Here is a 21,049-nt window from a genome sequence, read left to right as displayed (position 1 = left end):
CTTATTCACTTGCACTTTATATGCGACTTAAACATTAGATCGAATGTATGAAAAATTACGTATCAAAAATAATTACCCTGTTATTGCCTCTACTAACACTAATGGGATGTGAAACTCCATTGGCACAATCAACTGTTGCCATTGAATTTCATTGGCCGCCCGTTTTAACACTTATCTACGCCAGTATATTACTAACCCCCATAGTGAGCACTGCGTTACTGGTACTTAGCCAATACAAACCACTTGCCTTTAAGGTTAAGTTACAACAACTTATTCATATCTCGTTGCTTGTGATGCTTTTACTGGCTTGGTTTATAGAGTTAAGTAACACTAACACCATGAGTAGTCGATTGGATCTAATCATCATGCTAGCAGCACTCTTTTTACAAATGTTGGTCGCAATTTTAGTTTTTATATCTGTGAGTAAACAGCAAAAAAAACATATCAGAGACAAATATTTTTTGTAACGACAATTTTACAACAAGTAGGCAAAGTTACATTAACAAATTTGACACATTCAAACTGGCAACATAATATTTGATACAAACAATCATGGAGCGAATTATGGGTATGTTACTTCCTGACGTAACGCAGCTAAAAAGCTGCTATGCAACATTGCAACTTGGTTCAGCAAAAGCGGATGGTCGATTAACGTTAACCGAACACTTACTTCACTTTGAATCACTCAATAAACAGTTAAATTTAGGTTCATACACAATTAAATTAAACACCATTAGTCGTGTTGAACGCTCTACAGGAAAAGCGGCTGGCATTATTCCAATCACACGCAGCGGTATTAAAATTACAACCAAGCAGAACCATAATATTGAATTTATTTTGCCCGATCCTGAACAATGGCTAAACAGCTTAGTAGCTGACCATTAAAACAAAATCAGCTTTAATACACTCTATTGCTATGAGTTTATGAGCCACGTTATTATGCCTGCTCAATCTTTCCTTATAGATTACTATTCGTAGCTTAAATTCAATAAATTAAACTACACTTTTAGTACTACAAAATATCACTAAATCTAATTATTACCGCTATTAAACTTTACATCTTTATTAATTCGTCTCACACTTAGATTATCTGGAATTTGTAAAACAATTTAAAATGAAATATTTATTAACTCTTTTTACGCTTATTTCTATGCTTTCGCTACAAGGCTGTGGCGGTGAAGACTCTGCATCAGGCGATAACAACACGCCAGGGCAAAGTGCGACGATGTATTTTGATACACTTTATAATGGTAAAGATCTAAAAAAAGCGATGACGATGGCTACACCAAAATTAGGTAGGATCATGAAGTCGTACGGCACTTCCAAACAATTTGCACGTAATTTAGTTAATATGCAATATGACGAAGTCGTTATTGAAGTAGACATGACGAACATGAGCCTAAGAGAACAATATGGTGATAACGCGAATATAAACCTTATTTTTACCGGTTATTTTAATGGTAACAAAGTGGATGACATGCGCAGCGTAAAAATGGTTCGTAAGAAAGGTAAATGGTACGTTGATAAAATAAACGCAGACCCATTTGCCAGATAATTTTAAATAACCTGAAGTCTGGTTAAGAGATGTACTAATATATTGATACTAAATAACAAGCCTATTTATCCTTCTCCAGCCGGAGACTTTTAGCGATAACAAGGCTAATTTACACGTCAATAACTGGCCTATTGCAAGTAATTTCAACGCAGATAGCATTGAAATTAGCCGCTAGAGATAGATTTATTATCCAGGGTTCAGGTTAATTACTAAGAGCCTTTATCGCTAAAGGCTCTTTTCGTTTTAAAGTGTCCCTTTAGCGAAGTTGTCTACGGAGATGGCTTGCTTTCTAAGCTCATTTGCACCATGTAGTGTCTTAGCCTCTTGCTCTGAAATCAATTGTTTTTCAACTGCGTCATTGATGAGCGTCTCTATCGATGCATTACGACTGAGAACCCCTTCACGTTGCCACTTTTTTATAAGCTTGAATGCATCCGCAGTATCATGCATAGCTGTAAATGCTTGCTCCATGACGCCAGTCCCCGCATTTTTATCTACGTAGCACAAGTGAGTTAATCGATTTCTGAAAACCCCTGGTTTAGTCATATGCTCACATATTGTTTGGGCAATATTATCACTTGGGCGATGGTAATGGTTACCCAGAGGGAAAACAATTCGCTTTAGCAAAACGTTGATAATGGGGTTCGAAAAGTTTTTAAAGAAACCATCAAAAGCTTGGCCAATTTCAAACAAAGAACACTCAACTGAATATTGCACAAATGCCAAGTCTGCTTGTTGACGTCCTTCATCTTCAAAGCGTTTTAGTACCGTTGAAGCAATATATAGGTGGCTTAACACATCACCTAAGCGTGCTGATATCATTTCTTTTCGCTTAAGTTCACCGCCTAAAATAAGCATGGCAACATCAGTACAAAATGCGAGTCCGCGACTCATTCTACCTAACTGCTTATAATAATTAGCTGTTGCGCCGCTTACAGGAGATTTAGCAAAATAACTACGCGTCAGTCCATGTAAAAACGCCATGCCTGCATTAGTACCTGCGAATATAATATGTTGTAACAGCAACCCGTCAAATTGCTTTAAAGCAAGCTCATCATCTTCCATCGCTGCCGCTTCCATTTCCTTGAGTACAAATGGATGACAACGTGTAGCACCTTGACCAAAAATCATTAAATTGCGCGTTAAGATGTTCGCGCCTTCAACAGTAATAGAAACCGGGATCCCCATATATCCGTGGGCTAAATAGTTATTTGGCCCAACTTGAATTCCCTTACCAGAATGAATATCCATTGCATCATTCATAACGGTTCTTCCCATCTCTGTCATATGGTACTTTGCAATAGCCGTGACAACGGATGGGCTCAGTTTTAAATCAATTGCACCTGCCGTCATTAACCGGCAAGACTCGAGGCTATAAGTCAAACCACCAATACGTGCTAATGCTTCTTGCACCCCCTCAAATTGACTAATCGACAAACCGAATTGCTGGCGTACTGTGGCATATGCTGAAGTCATACGCGAGCATAAGTGTCCCGTTGCGCTGCTTAGTGCAGGCAGTGAAATGCCTCGCCCTGCGCTTAGGCATTCAACCAACATACGCCAACCTCTGCCAGCCCCCTGTTGACCACCAATAATCCATTCTAACGGGATAAAGACATCTTTACCGTACGTTGTCCCATTCATAAATGCCATATTTAGTGGGTAATGTCGCTCACCAATTTCTACTCCGTCATGGTCTGTTGGAATTAACGCGCAAGTTATGCCGAGCTCTTTTTCTTTTCCTAACAAACTTTCTGGGTCATACATTTTAAACGCAAGGCCAAGCACTGTCGCCACAGGAGCCAGTGTAATGTAGCGTTTTGACCAGTTTAAACGAAGTCCAATTACTTGTTCGCCATTGAATTCCCCCTTACAGACCACACCAGAATCCGGGATACTGCCAGCATCAGACCCTGCCTCAGGCCCTGTAAGCGCAAAACAAGGCACATCTTCACCCGTTGCTAATGACGGTAACCAACGATCTTGTTGTTCTTTAGTGCCATAATGAAGCAATAATTCGCCAGGCCCCAAACTGTTTGGCACCATAACCGTCACCGCCGCGGTTAAGCTTTTACTCGCAATTTTTGCCACTATGGTCGAGTTTGCAATCGCTGAAAACTGACGCCCGCCAAATTTTTCGGGAATGATCATGGCGAAAAAGCCATTCACCTTGAGGTAATCCCAGACTTCTTTTGGTAAGTCTTTATCTTTTTGAACTATTTGGTAATCATCAAGCATTGCCAGCAATGTTTCTACCTCATTATCTAAAAATGCACGTTCCTTCTTGCTCAACTCTGGTTTCGGGTAGCTGTGAAGAACGGTCCAGTCAGGGTTACCGCTGAACAGTTCCCCATCCCACCAAACATCCCCTGCCTCCATTGCCTCACGTTCTGTTTGTGACAAAGGCGGCAAAACTTTTTTAAAAAACTTAAAGGCTGGCCGACTAATTAAGCTGATGCGGATATCTTTTACAGCAAATATAACTATCACCACAACCAGTAACAATATGAACACAGACATGGAAACGATCCTTTTAAATAGATGAAAATATATTATTTTAAGTATGACCGATCCTTTTATAAATACAATGTAACCACCACTTTGTGTATGCGATAACGTTATCTATTTGCCTTGGTTCAAGACACTGCTATTATCCATTGCGATCAATAACAAATATAAGGGCAAACATGACTACTCCACATTTTAAGCTTAGTTTAAGCGTATTAATGGTCACAAGTGCATTAGCACTAACAGGCTGTAACCAAGACACATCTGAAAAAGATAACACGGCTGTGAGCGCGACAGTTAACGCAACAGATGCACTCACATTCATAGATAAAACCGAACAAGAACTCAATGCACTCTATCTCGAATCAAGCCGTGCAGAGTGGATTTACGCGAACTTTATTACCCATGATACCGCAGCACTCTCAGCAGAAGTAAACCGTAAGATGACTGAAGCAGTTGTTCGCCTTGCAAATGAAGCCGCTCAGTTTGATTCATTGGAGCTTGATTATGATGCGCGACGTAAACTCGATAAGCTAAAATTGGCACTAACATTACCTGCGCCACAAGATGCTGAAAAAACAGCTAAATTATCACAGTTAGTGGCAGAGCTTGGCGGTATTTATGGTAAAGGAAAATACTGTCAAGAAGATGGTCGCTGTTTAAGTTTAGGTGATATGACCGCTAAAATGGCCTCAAGTCGTGATTACAATGAACTACTTGATCTATGGCAAGGCTGGCGTCAAGTATCAAAGCCGATGCGACCTTTGTATGAACAGCAAGTCGCTTTAACGAATGAAGGTGCAAAAGAACTTGGTTATGCTGACACTGGCGCGATGTGGCGTAGCAAATATGATATGCCTGCGGATGATTTCGCGACTGAACTTGACCGCATCTGGGGACAAGTCAAACCGCTTTATGATTCATTACATTGTCATGTTCGTGCAAAATTAGGCGATAAGTACGGCGAAGATAAAGTACCGCAAGATCAACCAATCCCTGCGCATTTATTGGGCAATATGTGGGCGCAAACATGGGGGAATATTTATGATGTTGTTGCCCCTGAAAATGCAGATCCTGGTTATGATGTCACAGCGCTACTAGATGAACATAACTATGATGAACTAAAAATGGTTAAAGGTGCTGAGAAATTCTTTACATCTATGGGTTTTGCCCCCCTTCCTGAGACGTTTTATGAGCGCTCATTATTTACTAAGCCAGACGATCGTGATGTGCAATGTCATGCGTCTGCGTGGAATATAGATAGCAAAGATGACCTGCGCATTAAAATGTGTATTCAACGCACAGGCGAAGAATTCTCTGTTATTCATCATGAGTTAGGGCATAATTTTTATCAACGCGCTTACAATACACAACCACTTTACTATCAAGAAAGCGCTAACGATGGATTTCATGAGGCCATTGGCGATACCATTGCACTTTCAGTTACACCGGGTTATTTAAAAGAAATAGGCTTATTAGAGCAAGTGCCTGACGAATCAAAAGACATTGGTCTATTAATGAAAATGGCACTTGATAAAGTTGCATTCATTCCCTTTGGTTTACTTGTTGACCAGTGGCGCTGGAAGGTATTCTCTGGTGAAGTGACGGCTGAAAATTATAACCAAGCTTGGTGGGACTTACGCCAGAAATATCAAGGTATTCAAGCACCAATAGCGAGAACCGAAGCAGACTTTGATCCAGGTGCAAAATATCACGTACCGGGCAATACCCCCTACACACGCTATTTCTTGGCACATATTCTGCAATTTGATTTTCACCGCAGCCTATGTGAAATAGCAGGAAACGAAGAAGCGATTCACCGTTGTTCAGTTTACAATTCAAAAACTGCAGGCGAAAAACTAAATACGATGTTGGAAATGGGCTCAAGTCGCCCATGGCAGGAAGCACTCGCCACAGTAACAGGCAAAACAGAAATGGATGCCACCGCGTTACTTGATTACTTTGCACCATTACAAACATATTTGGATGAACAAAATCAAGGCCGTCAATGCGGTTGGTAACCTTTATTTGACTAGTGTTCAAAAGCCCGCTTATTAGCGGGCTTTTATTAAATCGTAAAAAATTAGAATTGCAAGCTCACATTAGCATAGTAAGCATCATAGTCTGAGTCATCCCAATTGTTTGAATACCCTAGCTCTAAGCCAACGTTTCTATTAAAGAAGTGTTCTGCACCAAAGCTGTAGTCATCATTTTTATCAAATGTAACAAAGACGGAGGTGGCTTTGGTAAAGTAATAATTAGACCCTAACATCCATGCACTGCCAAAATCATCAGTATCGGCAACAGTACCTTCTACTGTTAAATAATTACCTTGTTGAAGGTCGATAAAATACTTGGCATTAACAGCACGATAATCAAAATCGTCATCAGCCGACACTGTAAAACCGATGTAATCAGTGCTGTTTAGCTTATGGTTGTAAGCTAGGTCAAATCTAAAGCCATCTTCACCATCTTCAACATCCATATAAGTGGCTTTCATAAGTAAATCAGGGTTAAAGAAGTAGCCAGCTGAAAGTTGAAATGCATCTCTGCTGTTAACGTAGTCAACATTTTGGTAGCCCGCACCCACTACAAATTGATTTACAAAATATTCACCACCTACTTGAGTTGCATCACCAAATTCGTCATTAATATACGCACCATACACATTGCTTTGCTTGTTGATGTATTCAAATTGATTGTAAGGACCTAACGTTGCTTTAGGAGAAAAGTAATAAATCGAATCAATACTTACTACGTCGTTACCGTCATTATCCATGTATTTAACATGGCTTATTGACTCATAAGTGTCTGCAGCAGTCGCAGCACTTGAAAGAAGAATACTTGAAATAATCACTGCTAATTTTTTCATAATTAGATTTCCCTATTTACATGGTTACATTGCTGTTTTGTCTTACCTTATGGTTAAGACACGATCATGCTAACGTGGGGAAACTGAATAAAAACTTAATCAAGTTATTGTTTATATTGAATTAATTGTAAATAACTGTAGGGAAATGTAAATAAAAAAATGCCAACCTATCTTATAGGTTGGCATTAAATTAGGTATAAAATTATTTATTTCAGTTAATTAAACTGCATATGTGGCGATTATTTTATACACTTCGTTGATGTTATCACCTGCTTTAAAATCTTTACTAATTGGGGTTGGATCTGAACCTACCCAAATTTTCAGCTCTGCATCCAAGTCGAAATGCCCTGCACTTTCTTTGCTAAATTTGGTTATTTTAGAATACCCAATACTCAGCATTTCAATTTTTGAGCCGGTCACACCTTGTTTATCAATAAGAATAAGGCGCTTATTGGTGAAGATAAACATGTCACGTACCACTTTGTAAGCCTTTTCGACTTGCTCACCATCAACCAATGTATTGCTAAGGACTTCTTCTAAATCACCATCATCGACTTCACTGGCATTGCCCATTAACCCACTTAATAATCCCATTACGCTTTCTCCTGTGTAAAAATTTGGTTCTCTAAGGTATGTCCATTCACTAACTGGCGATAACGCCAACCTTGCTGATAACAAAAGTTAAGTAACTCTATATCAATTTGCTTGTCAGATTTTTGGTATTCAACCACATATTCTTTAGCTTGGCTCATATAGACCCGAGTCACACCCGACAAACTAAGTAGGCTCTGTTCAATGTCCTCATAGTTATCAGTAAAGAGTATAGTCATGAAACGCTGTGTTTGTTGCTCAGAGGATTTTGCTTGATGCTCCGTAAGCTTGCCTTTGTCTAGATGAAGTACATGGTTACACAAGCGCTCAAGCTCTGTTAGATCATGAGAGCTGAGGATAAAGGTCGCTTCATCACTTAAGTTAGCGACAAGCTCTCTGACTTCTCGAGCATGGATAGGATCAAGCCCGGCAGTTGCCTCATCAAGCATAACTATCTGTGGCTTGCCAATGAGTGATTGGCCTATGGTTACGCGCTTGCGCATCCCATGGGATAGATCATCCGATCGTTGGTGTGCAACCTCTGACAAACCAACCAAATCAAGGACACGCAATGCCTCTGATTTACTTTCAGCCGCAGACAGGCCTTGAAGTTGCCCATAAAAGCTAAGCTGGTGCACAATGCTAAAACGAGGGTCTAATTGAGCATCTTGGGGTAAAGCACTCAACTTACCAAATAACGCGCTACTTCCTGGCTGACTCCCCAGAATACTTAGCTGGCCTTGCGAAGGTAAAATGTAACCGCATAATAAACTGAATAGGGTTGTTTTCCCGGCTCCATTAGGACCAACTAAGGCAACTGGTGCCCCTTTGTGTATTTCAAAGCTCACATCATCAAGGGCTAATTTGTTCCCATAGCGCTTTGTAATCGACTGCGCGTGGATTAATGTACTCATAGTGAACTCCTAACAAAAATACGCTGTGCGATAAACAACAACACAGCACTTTGTATAACTGGAATGCCAACGCTATTAAACACACTGGAGTTTTGCCCAGCAACTTCACTAATCTGAACCCCAGGAAACATGTAATCGAGCAGTGAAAACACAGGTAATTGCCATACAAGCACACTCACTATAATGTTACCAACAGCAAAAAATAGCACGGCTAATACAATGGCTAATCGTGCTGAACTGGCAAAGGTGTTTATTAAAGTCATCAGCGCCACAAATGGCATAACCGTTATCAACAAATAAAATAATATGATAGCACCACGGTTTATTCCTGCGCTCAGTAAAGTAACATCACGAAAAGCCATCACTGCCAGAGTTGCAAATAGTGTCACGACTAAGAGCGCAGCCAATATGAGCATTTGCCCGAAAAACCGGCCAAATAAAATTTCAGTACGCGTTGCACGTAACGTTAAAAACCGCAATGTACCCCGGTGTTTATCCCCGACAACTTGATCGCTGCATAAAAACAAGCAAAATACCGGAAAACTGTACAAAGCGATTAACCAATACATAGCCAGCTCTGCTTCAGGCCATTGGAGTAATTTACTAAGCCCAATAGCGCCAAACACTTGCTTGGCAAGTTCAGCCATTTCCGGCGAACTCACAATACTGACCGCTTGCCCAATGGGGTAACGTAATACGAGTAACCAACAAATAGTAAACGCAGCCACGGCTAACAAGCCCCGCTTTGTTAAAAATAATCGAACGAGTTCAAACTGTGCAATTTTCATTAATCGCTGTGGATGTAATTGCGTCACAGGTTTTCCTTTTATGGTCTCAATATACCTACATTAAGTGCAAACGTGTTGAATTACTAGCAAAAAAAAGCTCACTTTAGGTGAGCTTTGTAACAATAAATTAAAATGTAACATACTTACATTTAAAGATGCTGTTGATAAACATCAAGTGCTTGAGCTAAATCCGCTATTAAATCTTCCATATCCTCAAGGCCTATGTGTAAGCGAATTACTGGGCCTTTATCCCACCCGGATGCAGAACGAAGATTTTTCATCGTCAAATTAGCCGTTACCAGACTTTCAAATCCCCCCCATGAGAATCCCATTTTGAAATGATGTAAACTATCTAAAAATGCATTAATCGCACGTTGATTACCCTGTTTCATTACAAATGAAAATAAGCCATTGCTACCATCAAAGTCACGTTTGAAAAAAGCATGCCCCGGACACGTTTCAAACGCTGGGTGACGAATATGATCAACTAAGTTATGCTGCTCTAACCACTTAGCAACCTCAATGGCCGCTTTTTCATGTTGGTTCAAACGCACTGCCATTGTTCTAAGGCCACGTAAGGCTAAATAAGCATCATCAGCCGACGTACATTGACCCAATAAATATGACTGTTCTCTTAAAACGGGCCAATACTTTTTATTCGCAACAGCCACCCCCATCATGACATCTGAGTGACCCACAATATATTTAGTCGCGGCTTGAATACTAATATCAACACCGTGTTCTAATGGCCGATAATGTAAACCGTTGCCGTAGGTGTTATCAAGCATCGTCATCACATCGTACTCATTTGCTGCAGCAACCATGGCAGGGACGTCCTGAATCTCCATGGTAATAGAGCCTGGCGACTCTAAAAAGAGCACTTTAGTATTTTCTTTTATTAACGATTTGATACCCGCACCAATAGTCGCAGGATAATAAGTCGTTTCAACACCAAAACCTGTTAATATTTTATCGCAAAAATCGCGCGTGGGTTCATAGGCTGTATCGACCATTAAAATATGATCACCCGCTTTTAAAAACGCTAGCAATGCACTACTAATAGCAGCCGCCCCACATGGATAAAGTGCGCACCCTTCCCCTCCTTCAAGCTCAGTGATTGCCTCTTGAAGTGCAAAATGCGTTGTAGTGCCACGGCGACCATAAAAAAGTGTTTTATCGCCACGTTTTTTTGCCGCGTTGTGTAACTCTTCAACAGAATCAAAGACAACGGTAGATGCACGTTGTACTACAGGGTTGACAACGCCATGAGTGTAAGCTTTTTTCCTACCACTACTGACTAATTGTGTATTTACATTGGTTTTTCTAGTCATTATTAATCCTTACATTTAATCTTTTTTATCAAGCCAGTAGTTTATTAAATAGCGAGAAATAGAATCTGTTCGAGGTAACTTTAAGTGCTCCCCCTCTTCATGCCAATAACCGAATTGACTAAGCTCATCGCGACTAAACCAACGCGCATCATCTAATTCATCTTTATCTACTTGTATATTCTCAGTCACGGCTTCAGCGATAAACCCCAACATGATTGAAGAAGGAAATGGCCAAGGCTGAGAGGCAATATATTGCACATTTTCAACAACAATGCCTGCTTCTTCCATCACCTCACGGGCAACAGCTTGCTCTAAGGTTTCACCAGGATCGACAAACCCAGCCAATGATGAAAACATGCCCGGCGCCCAGGTCGCTTGTCGGCCTAAAAGGCAACGCTCTATGCCATCAGCAAATTTACGTGTAACCACCATGATCACCGCGGGATCTGTTCGAGGGAATGTTTGATGTTTACAGTGTGGGTTTGTACATAGTCGCGAATGCCCTGCTTCCACTAATTCATTTTGTGTACCACAACGCCCACAAAAACGATGTGTTGCATGCCAATAGCACAACCCTCGAGCTAAGGCAGCCATTGAGCCATGCGCTAAATCAACCTGCACACCATAACGGCGAATATCCATAAATTCAGCGTCTTGCGTCAGCGCGACTAAATCAGCTTCGTCCAGCTCACTAACATCTAACGCAAAATAACCAATATTCTGTTCATCACGCCCTAAAAAAATGCCTTGGTTTAAGTCGAGATGACTCACGGTACTCTGCGACAAAAAAGTCACGGTAACACTGCCAAGGTTAAATAAAGTGCGATTATTATGCACTAATAACCACTGTGCTTGCTCATTGCGCTTTGCAGACAACCACGCGGGGTCCTTTCGTAAGTTAGATGCGCGGTCTAATGCCATGTGGCTGTAATTTAGCATATTCGGCCCTTTTGCTATTTAGATGGCTAAAACTTAACATATCACTACATTAAACCCAATTTATAAATCAACGAAAAACAAGCAAAAAAAAAGCCCATAGGGCTTTTTTGAACACACAATAAATTCGAGTTAAATTACAAGGCGTCGAGCCTTTCTTGTAACTTTTGGTTTTCAGCTTCTATATGCTGATAAAATTCTAAATCGTCTAACTTACTTGCAGCTGCTTTATCTATAACGATAACCGCATCTCTATGCAACTGCAGTGCAGATGCAGGGCATTTAGCCATTAACGGGCCTTCTACCATGGCAAGTACAGCGTCCGCTTTATTTTCACCCGTCGCTAAAAGTACAACCTTTTTCGCTTCTAAAATGGTACCAATGCCCATCGTGATTGATAAGTGAGGTTGATACTCATCCGCTTTGAAAAAACGTGCATTGTCTTCAATCGTTGCTTTTGTTAACGTTTTAACACGAGTACGAGATGTTAAGCCTGACGATGGCTCATTAAAGCCTATATGACCATTACGCCCTATGCCTAATAGCTGTACGTCAACACCACCAGCATCGCAAATCTTTGTTTCATACTCATGACATGCTTTTATTGGATTTAAAGCATCACCCGGAGGCACAAACGTATTCTCTTTATTAACATCAACATGATTGAACAATTGCTCATTCATAAAATAACGATAGCTTTGTGGATGCTCACCTGTGAGCCCTAGGTATTCATCTAGGTTAAACGTCGTAGCATGAGAAAATGAAATTTCTCCAGCTTTATTCTTGCTGATTAATTCTTGATATAGAGCAACAGGTGTTGAACCCGTTGCTAAACCGAGCACTGACGTAGGTTTTTTTTGTAATTGTTTTGCGAAGATATTTGCGCCATACGCCGCTACGGCTGCCGCATCATTTAAAATGACTATTTGCATATTTAGTTTGCTCAGTTTAATTAGTTGATGAAAAAATGGGATCTAAAACCCAATTCCACGTGCAATCGAATTGGGCCTTAGATCAAACCTAACTGGGATACATCAGTCTAGGTCAATACCATTATGACAACGCTGTCATTATTACTACTTAGCTACTTTTTGTAAAGTAAAAGTGAATAAAAAAATCACATTTTTTGTACCCAGCCATAAAACATTAAACACTGACAAAGATTTTTCGCTTGTACATCCAATGCAGAACAAGCATTTGAACCAGTAGTAACGCTACTACTGCGAATAAAGGCTGCCAGTCAGCACTCACAGCAGCGATAAAGCCACCAAACACGCTTAGACTGATATATTCCCAATTAACCAAGCTGGAAGCTAGGTATATAATGATCGAGTTTGCCCCAGTGATAACAAAGGGGTAAGCGAGCTTTTGTCCATTTAAAATATCAACCAAGGCATAGAAAATTGCGAGTAAAATGGCGCTCCAACCTACAGTGACTAAAACAAATGAACTCGTCCAAAGCTCTTTATTAACTGGAAACTGTAAATCCCAAAGCCATCCAAGGCAAACACTCAAAACACCACAGGCAAATAAAATACCCGCCACTTTCCACTCACCAAGTTTGCTCGCTTTAGCGATTAGCTGCCCAGCGAATACCCCTATCATTGCATTAACAACAGCTGGCAGACTTGAAAGAACACCTTCAGGGTCTACCGGCCTATTTTGATAACTAATACCTGGCAATAAGTATTTATCGAACCATGCATTCCAACTACCTATTGCGCTTAAGTCGCCCGCACTGCCACCGGGAACCGGGATAAAGCTCATTAGAACCCAATAACCTAGTAGTAAACCTACGGCTATAAAAGCCTGCGTACGTATACTGGTATGCCAAACTAACATGGCACAGAAAAACCAAGCGATTGCAATTCGTCCTAGCACACTTGCATAACGGATTTCATCAAACGCTAAAGGAATACCAGTGCCCCACCCATGGTTGTACATAACACCCAATGCACACAATAAAAATAATCGTTTAATCGCTTTTCGGTAAAAAACCTTTCGTTCGTTCCATGGCAAATGGTCAATCCGCTTTGGCGCAAGCCCCATTGCAACGCCAGACAAAAAGATAAATAATGGGAAAATCAAATCATAAAACGTAAAGCCATGCCATTCACTGTGCAGTGTATGTGCCTCAAATACTTTCCAGCCAGTCCAGCCTGTAAGCACAAATAAAGCGGCAAAAATAGATTGTCCGCCTAAAATCCAAAACATATCCATACCACGCAGTGCATCTAATGACGCTAATCGTTTTTTGGCTGGTTTTGTTGATGTCTGTGTTGTCATAACTTATTTACTCTAAAAACAAAAAATCCCCGCGATACTACGGCGGGGTTTTTTCAGGGAAACTTTAAATCGCATTACCTGCAATATATGTTGCTTTTACGTACTGATGTTCATCGAGTACAATAAAATCTGCATCAAAACCATCAAGTAAACGGCCTTTTTTCTTAAGATTTAAATACTGCGCAGGATAAAGTGAAGCCATCCTTAAACTTTCAGCGAGGCTGACATCCAGAGAATTCACGGTGTTTCTAACAGCGCTTGCCATATCTAACACGCTGCCTGCAAGTTCACCTGTGCTCGAATTCAATCTATCACCTGTTCTGATCACTTTACGGCCATCAAAAAAGTCAAATTCCATGTCGTCAGTGCCAACAGGGGGCATCGCATCAGTAACTAACATGATTTTTCCGCGCTGTTTTGTTCTTATCGCAAGTTGCGCAGATAATGGGTGCACATGGTGACCGTCAACAATCAATCCACACCAGCTGTTATCATGCCAAAGCGCAGCCCCTACAACACCCGGCTCACGAGAAGTAAAGGCAGACATTGCATTATATATATGAGTAAAACCGTCGGCACCTGCATTTAACGCCGCCATGGTGGTAGCATAATCTGCATTTGTATGGCCTATAGATACTTTTACGCCGCACTCAACCAAACGTTCTATATCGTTGATGCTGACATTCTCAGGTGCGAGCGTCACCATTTTAATACCTAAGTCTTGTCGAGCATAAATAGCGAACTCTTGTTCGCTGATAGGACGGATGAATTGCTCACTGTGAGTGCCTTTTTTAGGAAAGGATAAATGCGGGCCCTCAAAATGAATCCCTAATATGCCAGGCACACCTTCGCGAATGGCTACCGCCGTTGCATCCGCTGCCGCTTGCATTATTTCAACTTTATCTGTAATGAGCGTTGGCATTAATGCTGTACTACCAAATTGACCGTGAGCTTTGGCTATTTTATCTAAGCAAGCTGGTGTTTGTTCAGCATTAAAAAAGGCTCCTCCGCCTCCATTTACTTGCACATCAATAAAACCTGGCGCAACTAGCCCTTCCAGTTCAATAACGTCGGTTGCAACTGCATCTTCTAATCGAAATACACCTTGCTCAACGCTAAACAGCGCATCATCAATAAAGTTTTCACCTGTAAATAAACACTCAGCACGATAATATGTTTTCATCACACATCTACCTTTTGATTTTGCTCTAAGACCGTCTGCTGAGCAAAATAGATTGCTCCCATTTCTGGGGGTTGGATAGGTACCTCAACAAGCTTAGCAATCGCTGGGTCTAGCCATTCATTTAGAGGTTCAGCGAGGCCACCAATCATTGATAATCTTGGCGGGTTATTCTCAAGTAAACGTTTTGCCAATGAGCTAATATATTCAGCACCCTCTTTGACAATATGAAGTGCAATTTCATCATTCTTTCTTGCAGCATCAAAAACGTATCGTGCAAGTTTTGCGTAACTACTTGAAGGTTGTCCAGCCATTTGCTCGGCGATTCCCATGCCGCAATCAGTATTGAAGTGATCTTTAACAACACCTGTTAGTGACGTATTAGGGCCTAAACCATCTAGGTCAACCAGTACAGCTTTGACTGCTTCAAGTCCCATCCATGCACCACTGCCCTTATCACCCAAAGCGAATCCGTGACCACCATAATTAACAGACTCGCCTTTCACATGAGAAAAACCACACGAACCTGTCCCAGTGATTATTACTGCACCATCACCACCATCATGTGCGCCAATACAGGCAGTGTGCAAATCAGTCGTTAGAAACATTTCCTTGAAGGGGTGCTCCCACTCGCTAATTTTCTCGTAAAGGCTTGGCAGATTTACGCCCGCCAATCCTAAGCCAGCATAAATTTGATGAATGCTTTCTAACGGAAGACCCGCATCACGCATTGCAAGTTGAGTTGACACCATAATTGACTCTAACGTGCGTTCTAAACCATGTAGTGGATTCGCGGGGCCACCAAGACCAGTCCCTAATACGCCGTTTTTAGCAGAGTATATAGTTGCACGGCACTTTGTTCCGCCACCATCGATACCAATATACAATTGGTCCTCATTCGCACTTTTAGCCATCATCTAACGACCTCTAACCTTCGTTTTATATTTGTATTAACCGCACTTTTTTATTTTACGAATGCGATTCGCCCTCAACCCATGTTGAATTAATGTTACACAACAAATGACAGCGTTGTCATTATATTTTTTATAAAAATTCATATATCTTCTATATTTGAGTTTAATTGATTGAAATAAATAAACATTTAATAAAGAGAAAAAACACTTTACTGCATCGAGTACGACCAAAACACAATCGGAAGTACCCTTTGCAGTAACAACTTGCAACTTTTCATGTCAAATCTAGGCAAACAATCCAACAATTTAAGCAAAAATGAATTTATAACTGAAATAGTAGACCTTTATACCTTGTATTGAAATATATTTTCCAGTGGCTGTCCAAATACAGCGGCTATTTTAAAGGCAACCTCTAGTGAAGGGGAATACCTAGCCGCTTCAATTGCGGCGATTGTCTGGCGTGTCACACCAACGTGATCCGCTAGCTGCTGCTGGGTCATCTCATTTTGATGGAACCGATGTGTCTTTATTGAGTTTATAATTGCTAATTTTGTCATCTCAACCCCTGTACAATAACCATAACTCAACACCCCCACCTATCACCTCACTCAATAAAGCTGCAATCACTAATTGGTGTACAGGGCTCAAAGGAATTGGGTAGACCGAATTAACAAGCAATGCAAATACAGCATTAATAACACCTAATTGTAAAATAAATAAACTCACGCTTTTTGCTTTTAACGCAATCGCTTTCTCACGCTCATCTTTTGCCTGATTAGCATATTTAGCATTAAACGCGGCTAAGATGCTGTGTAGTACAACAACCATAACGACTGTTTGTATCACAAGCTGTATTATCAACCCACCTGCAAGCCTTGGATCCATTTGTGCTTCAGGTGCCATCGATAAGACAGTGTGTATGTAATTAAACATAACGATTAAAGTAATACCAACCTCAAGTAATCGTGATTTTTGTGTATAGCTCATAGCCTGTTCCTTATGTAAAAAATAGCAAACTTAATGTTAAATATACTTAACATTAAGAACTATAAGTAAACTCGGTCACCATGTCAAACATATTTAACATGATGTTTATTAAAACTTACATTGCTTCTATAGTAATAATGAGCTGTCGATACAGTAAAAGTTTTCTGCACTGTGCTTTAATGCTTCTGCCGTTAATTTATCTGCTCCATACACATCGGCGGGTACATTATATTTATGCTGTAAATGGCCCAATAACAAAGCAAAGTCACCATCACCAGAAAGTAAGATAACCCGATCTAAGTGTTGCGCATGCTCTAACATATCAATTGTAATGCCGACATCCCAATCCCCTTTGGCACTGCCATCTTTTCGTTGAATAAATTGCTTAAGCTTTACCTCAAAACCAATTGCTCGCAAGATATTTTGAAACTGTGATTGTTTATCATCGCCTCGGTAAATCGCGTAAGCAAACGCGCATTCAATATCGAAACGTTCGCTCACTTTTGCCCAAAACATATTGTAATCAAAGTTTTTACCGTAACTTTGCCTACAGGTGTAATAAATATTCTGTACATCAACAAATACTCCAACTCTGGGCTTTGGGGCTATTTGCGATTTTGCTAACGACTCTGATGATTGCGACATAAACGGCTCTTCAATTAAGTTTTAAGCAATGTAGCATAGTTAACTTGAAAAAAAGCTAAAAGTAACCTAAATTGGTTACTTATTAATAAGTAACCTATTTTGGTTACATATCCAAAAGTAACTAAAATAGGTTACATATAGCTAGGTGAAGATAATGATTGCAGTCATCAGTGGCGATTTGATCAAATCACAAAAAATTCCGCAGCAAGAATATGATGATATGCTTTATCAGCTAGATCAAAGTCTGCGTTTTATTGCGAGCAAATTTAATGGTAGATTCAGTGTTTATCGTGGTGACGCCCTTCAAATACAATTACCTGATCCAACGGATGTGTGCTGTGCAGCCGTGTTGCTTTATTTACAACTAAAATCTGCCAATTACTCATTACGCCAAAGCCTTGCTGTTGGCAATCTGGATAACCCTCGCGCTGATATAAAAACAGCCACGGGATCAGCATATACACTCTCAGGCCAAGGCTTAGATACAATGAATCAACGGTTACTATTACAAATTGAACATTGTCCGCTCGATACAAGCTTCGCGCTAAACATAGATTTAATTGATGTTCTTCTTGATAAAATGAGTCAAAAACAAGCCAATGCGTTGTTTTACTATTTAACCACTCACAATAACAGTCATAGTGAGCTTGCCAAAGAGCTTAAAACCAGTCGAGAAAATGTGACTAAATTACTTAATTTAGCGCATTACCAACTAATAGAACGCTTTTTAAATTACAGCAAACATACAATTGCGCAACAGCTCAAGGGAGTCACGACATGAGCTTTTATCTATTATTAACAGGGCTTGTTATTGCTCATTTACTGGCCGACTTTTATTGGCAACCAATGAGCTGGGTACATGATAGAAACACACGGCACTTTAAAGCGAGTAAGCTTTATTTACATGTTTTGATGCATTTTATAGTCAGCGCACTCGTTATTGCTACATGGGAGTACCACTATGGTTGGGGAGATTGGTTGAATATAGCACTCGCGACTGTGGCGATTGCAATTACGCATTATTTTATTGATATCGCCAAGTCTTACTCAAATAAAGGGGTGATCCCTTTTGTGCTCGATCAATGTGCTCACTTTATTGTCATACTCATGGTCGCTGTGTGGCTTGCTGATAACCACAATTTTTACAATCAACTGTTACACCAGCTTATTGCTATTGATAGTTTAATTATACTAACAGGCTACTTATTAGTACTTAACCCAAGTTCTGTCTTTATTCGCATGGCACTTGAGCGCATCACCAATGGGTTTTCTACATCGGGCAGTATTCCTGCTGCTGGGCACAGCATTGGTATATTAGAGCGGATTTTGATGCTAACATTTATTTTATTAGGTGAGTATGGCGGTGTTGGTTTTTTACTGGCGGCGAAGTCTATTTTTCGTTTTGGTGATTTACGAGCCAGTGAAGAAAAGCAACTCACTGAGTATGTGATGCTAGGTACTTTGTTAAGTGTAACCGTCACTTTATTTATCGGTTTAACCATTAACTTTTTAACTGCATAATAAAACGCGCCATTAAGGCGCGTTATGTATTAGTTAAGCATTACCCTGAGAGCCACCATTACTCGGGCGACGACGGCGTTGCGAGTTACCGCCAACCGACTGACGTTTTGCCCATGGGTTTTGTTGCTCCCCTTCGCCTTTAGCGACAGGCTTTTTAGAGCCACCACGGCGTGGACCAGTGCCATTACCACCATTGTTCGTCTTTTTGCTATTTGACTTACTGCTATCTGATTTAGGCTTATTAAATGGCTGCTTTTTCTTTGGTTTTTTAGCTGGTAATGGTCGTGCATCAAGTGCCCGCTCAGGCACTGGATTACTTGGTTCAAAGCCTTCCTCTTGCGCGCGTGGAATTAGCTCGCCAATAAATCGCTCAATTCCATATAGGTCAACTGCATCTTCTGTAGTCACAAATGAAATGGCATGCCCGGTGGCACCCGCACGGCCAGTACGGCCAATACGGTGTACATAATCTTCATAAATGTTAGGTAAGTCGTAGTTAACAACATGTGGCAACTCAACAATATCTAATCCTCGTGCAACAATATCTGTTGCAACAAGTACACGGACTTCACCGCTTTTAAATCCATCCAGAGCTTTAACACGGGCACCTTGTGATTTATTGCCATGAATGGCTGCGCCAACAATATCATCACGTTCTAGTTGTTTCACGAGACGATTCGCACCATGTTTAGTACGGCTGAACACCAATACTTGCTGCCAGTCATTACTGCGAATTAAATGGCTTAATAGTGCAGTTTTTCGCGCTTTATCCACAGCGTAAACCGATTGAGTCACACTTTTAGCCGTGGTGTTTTTTGCCGCGACTGATATTTCAACGGGATCGTTTATCAACCCTTTAGCCAATTCACGGATTTCATCTGAGAACGTAGCAGAAAACATTAAATTTTGGCGTTTTGCCGGTAATTTACTAATAATACGCTTAATGTCGTGGATAAAGCCCATATCAAGCATGCGATCGGCTTCATCAAGAACCAGTACTTCGAGGTTATCGAATTTCAACGCATTTTGATTATGTAAATCAATAAGTCGGCCTGGTGTTGCAACCAGAATATCAACACCTTTACGCAGTTTCTGCATTTGCGGGTTTATTTTAACGCCGCCGTAAACGACAAATGAGCTAATATTAGAATGTTTAGCATACTCTTCAACATTCTCACTTACTTGCAATGCAAGTTCTCGCGTAGGTGCTAAAATTAGTGCACGAACTTGATTCGACTTAGCTTTTTGTCCTTTGGACAACGATTCGATAAGCGGTAGGGTAAAACCTGCCGTTTTACCTGTGCCTGTTTGCGCTGCGGCCATGACATCACGACCTTCAATAATCGCAGGAATGGCCTGAGCCTGAATAGGTGTTGGCGTTTCATAGCCCTTTTCTAAAACTGCATTAACTAAAGACTGTGATAAACCTAACCCATCAAAACTCATATAAACTCTCTTTTAAATAAGGCCAAAGTGGCCAGTTGCGCGCATTATACCTATCGTGGCCAATAATGCATTGAATATTCACGGTACTGTTTCTATGCTAAGTAAATAAGTACAAGCTGAGACATCTAAATGACGATAAAAACACAAGCAAATCAAATTACTTTACAAGACTGCTTAACACACATCGACCCTAAGCGCTTAGATGATGCCAATACGTTAATTGCTCTATTTGAGAAAATAACTCAAGAACCTGCTGTGGTATGGGGAAAAGATATGATTGGTTTTGGCTGTTATCAATATAAATACGATTCGGGCCAAAGTGGCGAGTGGCCTTTGACTGGCTTTTCACCTCGCAAGACTAAGTTATCTCTCTATATAATGTCGGGCTTCGAAAATAAAGAGATTACTACATTACTTAAACAGTTAGGTAAACACAGTGTAAGTAAAAGCTGTTTGTATATTAGTAAATTAGACAAGATAGATTTATCAGTGCTTGAGCTCATCATCACACTGTCAGTAAAACTAATGAAAGCTAAATACCCCGCGCAATAAAAAAGCGGCTAACAGCCGCTTTT

General features: G+C 40.5%; 22 protein-coding genes. 7 read left to right on the top strand and 15 right to left on the bottom strand.

Annotation, left to right across the window (positions count from 1 at the left end; all coding sequences use genetic code 11):
• Window positions 1-47 precede the first annotated feature (47 nt).
• The 3 genes from ATS75_RS00720 (at window position 48) to ATS75_RS00710 (ending at window position 1,555) form a co-directional block, all read left to right on the top strand.
• Entirely contained in the window at window positions 48-467 is a 420-nt protein-coding gene (locus tag ATS75_RS00720) for a hypothetical protein (protein WP_058558513.1), read from the top strand.
• Between the two features lie 97 nt (window positions 468-564).
• Window positions 565-885, top strand: coding sequence for a GRAM domain-containing protein (locus tag ATS75_RS00715; protein ID WP_058558512.1), 321 nt, complete (start codon window positions 565-567; stop codon window positions 883-885).
• A gap of 229 nt (window positions 886-1,114) precedes the next feature.
• Window positions 1,115-1,555 carry a hypothetical protein gene (locus ATS75_RS00710; RefSeq protein WP_058558511.1) on the top strand — a complete coding sequence of 147 codons (441 nt, stop codon included), beginning with the start codon at window positions 1,115-1,117 and terminating at the stop codon, window positions 1,553-1,555.
• A gap of 243 nt (window positions 1,556-1,798) precedes the next feature.
• Here the strand turns inward: ATS75_RS00710 and ATS75_RS00705 are convergent, their stop codons facing one another.
• Window positions 1,799-4,075, bottom strand: coding sequence for an acyl-CoA dehydrogenase (locus ATS75_RS00705; RefSeq protein ID WP_058558510.1), 2,277 nt, complete (start codon window positions 4,073-4,075; stop codon window positions 1,799-1,801).
• Between the two features lie 167 nt (window positions 4,076-4,242).
• Here ATS75_RS00705 and ATS75_RS00700 point away from each other — a divergent pair, with 167 nt between their 5' ends.
• Complete coding sequence (locus ATS75_RS00700; RefSeq protein WP_058558509.1) at window positions 4,243-6,084, top strand: M2 family metallopeptidase; 1,842 nt, start codon at window positions 4,243-4,245, stop codon at window positions 6,082-6,084.
• A gap of 62 nt (window positions 6,085-6,146) precedes the next feature.
• Here the strand turns inward: ATS75_RS00700 and ATS75_RS00695 are convergent, their stop codons facing one another.
• The 13 genes from ATS75_RS00695 to ATS75_RS00635 all read right to left on the bottom strand — a co-directional run bounded on the left by ATS75_RS00695 (window position 6,147) and on the right by ATS75_RS00635 (window position 17,507).
• Window positions 6,147-6,935, bottom strand: coding sequence for a putative porin (locus ATS75_RS00695; protein ID WP_058558508.1), 789 nt, complete (start codon window positions 6,933-6,935; stop codon window positions 6,147-6,149).
• 219 nt (window positions 6,936-7,154) lie between these two features.
• Window positions 7,155-7,529 (bottom strand): PH domain-containing protein, encoded by a 375-nt coding sequence (locus tag ATS75_RS00690; RefSeq protein WP_058558507.1) that lies wholly within the window; start codon window positions 7,527-7,529, stop codon window positions 7,155-7,157.
• Entirely contained in the window at window positions 7,529-8,440 is a 912-nt protein-coding gene (locus ATS75_RS00685) for an ABC transporter ATP-binding protein (protein WP_058558506.1), read from the bottom strand. Before ATS75_RS00685 ends, ATS75_RS00690 begins: the two co-directional genes overlap by 1 nt.
• Window positions 8,437-9,228, bottom strand: a complete 792-nt coding sequence (locus ATS75_RS00680) for an ABC transporter permease (protein WP_058559055.1) — start codon at window positions 9,226-9,228, stop codon at window positions 8,437-8,439. The genes ATS75_RS00685 and ATS75_RS00680 overlap by 4 nt, the downstream gene beginning before the upstream one ends.
• A 149-nt stretch (window positions 9,229-9,377) precedes the next feature.
• The gene (locus ATS75_RS00675; RefSeq protein ID WP_058558505.1) at window positions 9,378-10,559 is read right to left on the bottom strand and encodes a cystathionine beta-lyase; all 1,182 of its coding nucleotides are present in this window, start codon (window positions 10,557-10,559) and stop codon (window positions 9,378-9,380) included.
• Between the two features lie 15 nt (window positions 10,560-10,574).
• On the bottom strand, window positions 10,575-11,498 hold the full coding sequence (gene nudC / locus ATS75_RS00670; protein ID WP_058558504.1) for an NAD(+) diphosphatase: 924 nt from the start codon (window positions 11,496-11,498) through the stop codon (window positions 10,575-10,577).
• A gap of 134 nt (window positions 11,499-11,632) precedes the next feature.
• Complete coding sequence (nagB, locus tag ATS75_RS00665; protein WP_058558503.1) at window positions 11,633-12,427, bottom strand: glucosamine-6-phosphate deaminase; 795 nt, start codon at window positions 12,425-12,427, stop codon at window positions 11,633-11,635.
• A gap of 214 nt (window positions 12,428-12,641) precedes the next feature.
• The gene (gene nagX / locus ATS75_RS00660; protein WP_058558502.1) at window positions 12,642-13,781 is read right to left on the bottom strand and encodes a transmembrane glucosamine N-acetyltransferase NagX; all 1,140 of its coding nucleotides are present in this window, start codon (window positions 13,779-13,781) and stop codon (window positions 12,642-12,644) included.
• Window positions 13,782-13,845: 64 nt separating this feature from the next.
• Window positions 13,846-14,964, bottom strand: a complete 1,119-nt coding sequence (gene nagA / locus ATS75_RS00655; protein ID WP_058558501.1) for an N-acetylglucosamine-6-phosphate deacetylase — start codon at window positions 14,962-14,964, stop codon at window positions 13,846-13,848.
• Window positions 14,964-15,878 (bottom strand): N-acetylglucosamine kinase, encoded by a 915-nt coding sequence (gene nagK, locus ATS75_RS00650; protein WP_058558500.1) that lies wholly within the window; start codon window positions 15,876-15,878, stop codon window positions 14,964-14,966. Before nagK ends, nagA begins: the two co-directional genes overlap by 1 nt.
• Window positions 15,879-16,219: 341 nt before the next feature.
• Window positions 16,220-16,432: a helix-turn-helix transcriptional regulator gene (locus ATS75_RS00645; RefSeq protein WP_058558499.1), complete on the bottom strand. Its 213-nt coding sequence runs from the start codon at window positions 16,430-16,432 to the stop codon at window positions 16,220-16,222.
• A gap of 1 nt (window position 16,433) precedes the next feature.
• On the bottom strand, window positions 16,434-16,862 hold the full coding sequence (locus ATS75_RS00640; RefSeq protein WP_058558498.1) for a hypothetical protein: 429 nt from the start codon (window positions 16,860-16,862) through the stop codon (window positions 16,434-16,436).
• 126 nt (window positions 16,863-16,988) lie between these two features.
• Window positions 16,989-17,507: an NYN domain-containing protein gene (locus tag ATS75_RS00635; protein WP_058558497.1), complete on the bottom strand. Its 519-nt coding sequence runs from the start codon at window positions 17,505-17,507 to the stop codon at window positions 16,989-16,991.
• Window positions 17,508-17,661: 154 nt separating this feature from the next.
• Here ATS75_RS00635 and ATS75_RS00630 point away from each other — a divergent pair, with 154 nt between their 5' ends.
• Window positions 17,662-18,288: a hypothetical protein gene (locus ATS75_RS00630; RefSeq protein ID WP_058558496.1), complete on the top strand. Its 627-nt coding sequence runs from the start codon at window positions 17,662-17,664 to the stop codon at window positions 18,286-18,288.
• Complete coding sequence (locus ATS75_RS00625; RefSeq protein ID WP_058558495.1) at window positions 18,285-19,028, top strand: DUF3307 domain-containing protein; 744 nt, start codon at window positions 18,285-18,287, stop codon at window positions 19,026-19,028. Before ATS75_RS00630 ends, ATS75_RS00625 begins: the two co-directional genes overlap by 4 nt.
• 33 nt (window positions 19,029-19,061) lie before the next feature.
• Here ATS75_RS00625 and ATS75_RS00620 read toward each other — a convergent pair whose 3' ends face one another.
• The gene (locus ATS75_RS00620; RefSeq protein WP_058558494.1) at window positions 19,062-20,474 is read right to left on the bottom strand and encodes a DEAD/DEAH box helicase; all 1,413 of its coding nucleotides are present in this window, start codon (window positions 20,472-20,474) and stop codon (window positions 19,062-19,064) included.
• Between the two features lie 129 nt (window positions 20,475-20,603).
• Between ATS75_RS00620 and ATS75_RS00615 the strand changes: the two genes are divergently transcribed.
• Complete coding sequence (locus ATS75_RS00615) at window positions 20,604-21,026, top strand: DUF1801 domain-containing protein (protein ID WP_058558493.1); 423 nt, start codon at window positions 20,604-20,606, stop codon at window positions 21,024-21,026.
• Window positions 21,027-21,049: the final 23 nt, after the last annotated feature.

The sequence above is a fragment of the Pseudoalteromonas sp. H105 genome, assembly GCF_001469215.1.
Lineage (GTDB): Bacteria > Pseudomonadota > Gammaproteobacteria > Enterobacterales > Alteromonadaceae > Pseudoalteromonas.
The sequence above is the reverse complement of the archived record's forward strand: the minus strand, read 5'-3'. Positions and strand labels throughout refer to the sequence as shown.